The sequence below is a fragment of the Faecalibacterium sp. BIOML-A4 genome (assembly GCF_009679665.1).
Lineage (GTDB): Bacteria > Bacillota > Clostridia > Oscillospirales > Ruminococcaceae > Faecalibacterium > Faecalibacterium taiwanense.
The window spans coordinates 1-1,923 of the sequence record NZ_WKZG01000037.1; the positions used below are offsets into that span (position 1 = coordinate 1).

The window sequence follows — 1,923 nt, forward strand, 5'->3', positions numbered from 1 at the left end:
AGTCGGCCAAAAAACAAATGAATTATGTATTTCTGCCACTGATTGCAACGGCATATCGGTGACAGAAAGATCGTTTAAAGCGATTCTTCGCGGTTTGGGGTGGTAGAAATCGTTTTGTAGTTGGACTTTTTCTGCTGAAGCTGCTCCAGCTGTTTCAGCACCGATTCCTTCTCCGGGGGCTTGCCGCCCGGTGTGGAAAGCTGCTGCTTATTCAGCACCATGTCGATATACTTGCGGATATTTTTCAGGGCAGAGACATCCGGCTGCAAGGTTTCCAGTTTGGTACGCAGTTCTGCGCTGCCGGATTGCAGCGCAGAAAATTCGGCATCCAATGCCGAAAAATCTACCGCTGTGCTGCCGTTCAGTTTCATCAGAGTGCGGACAGCTTTATTAAAGGTGTCCAGCTCCTCTTTGTGCTGGGCGGCATAAGCGTCCTTGGTCAACTTGAAGTTCTTCTTGATAAAGGTGTCGTGGATGGGCTTCAGCTTGGCATGGGCGGCGGCAGCATCCTTGATCTGGGCGATTGCCCGCATACGGTTTTCGTTCTGCTTCAACTGCCTACGGAGAGGGGCGGCGGTCTGGTTCAGGTTAGAAATTGCGGTATCCAGATCCTCGATGGTGTTCAGAGAATGGGCTTTCAGATAGTCCACCGCCCGTTTGACTTCCTCAAAGTCTCGGACAGTGCATTTCAGTTTTGCCTTGCCAGACCAATCGCTGCGCTGCTCGTTGCGGAGGTTGAAGTAATCCACCAGCAGGTCGGACAGCATTGGCTCCTTGGCTTGTTCCAGTGCATCCAAAAGAATCTGCTTCTTTTCATTCAGGTCTGCGATCCAGCGTTGCAGCCCACGAATCGCACTGCGGATGGACTGCATCAGGCTATTGGCGGCGCGAATATCCCGGTTCAGGTTGCCGAGAAAAGTTTCCACTCCACGCTTTTCCATCTGGTGTGCGGCGGGACCGAGATGCACGGTCGGTATCTGCTGGATGCCCTGTCGCTCAAAGGAGCGCAGGTCAACACGTTCCGGGCGGCCAGCCGCTTCCAAATAGCGGTTGGTAATGGTCTCCCAGCCATGCCGCCAGACCTCGGCATACTTCTGGTCGTTCCAGTCCACCGTGTTTTCCTTGTGGCACTTCCAGTTGCCGGAAGCGAGCCGGATGCGCTCACCGTTCTCGTCAAGGTCGTACACCTTTCTGGCTTTCGGGAGCCACTTGCCGTGTTCATCTATTGCCCGGAGCGTCAGCAGAATGTGAGCGTGTGGGTTTCCATCTCCCTTGTCGTGGATGGCAAAGTCGGCAATCATCCCTTTGGAAACAAACTGCTCCTGACAAAACTCTTTTATCATGGACAAATACTGCTCCTTCGGCACCTCCACCGGGAACGCCAGCACGATGCGCCGGGCAAGCTGGGAGTTCCACTGGTTCTCCACAGCTTCTACGGCGTTCCAGAGGGTCGCCCGGTCTGCATATCCGGGCGGCGCATAGGATGGCAGCATGATCTCAGCGTGGACAAGCTCTTTCTTCTTGTTGTAGAATTTTGTTCTCTGGTCGTACTCGCTGAACAGCCGTTCGCCGCTTTGGTAAGCGGCCCCGGCAACAGCGGACTGCCCTTGGCTGCGCTTGACGATGGTAATTTTGAAATGCGGACACGGAATAGGCATCACCCCCAAACAAAAAGACCGCCCAGCAAGATTGCTCTTGGTGAACGGTCTGGAATTGTATTCGGTTTTGCTCGCCGCCTTAGAACGGAGTGCCATGCGCTTCGATCTCAGGCGGGAGCCGCAAAAGGATAGCTGCAAAGCAGCGCAAGGAAAATGCAGTTTTCCTTGGGATGGAATCGGGCTGGCGCACAAACGCCAGCTTCGATTTCATCGAGCCGTCTGCAAGACCGCAATTTCACCGGAACGGTGTATAATTGCGCCCTAT

1 protein-coding gene is annotated in these 1,923 nt (G+C 54.1%); it reads right to left on the bottom strand.

Annotated elements, in window-relative coordinates:
• Nucleotides 1-74: 74 nt before the first annotated feature.
• Nucleotides 75-1,658 (bottom strand): MobQ family relaxase, encoded by a 1,584-nt coding sequence (gene mobQ / locus GKG34_RS16160; RefSeq protein WP_154256859.1) that lies wholly within the window; start codon nt 1,656-1,658, stop codon nt 75-77.
• Nucleotides 1,659-1,923 lie beyond the last annotated feature (265 nt).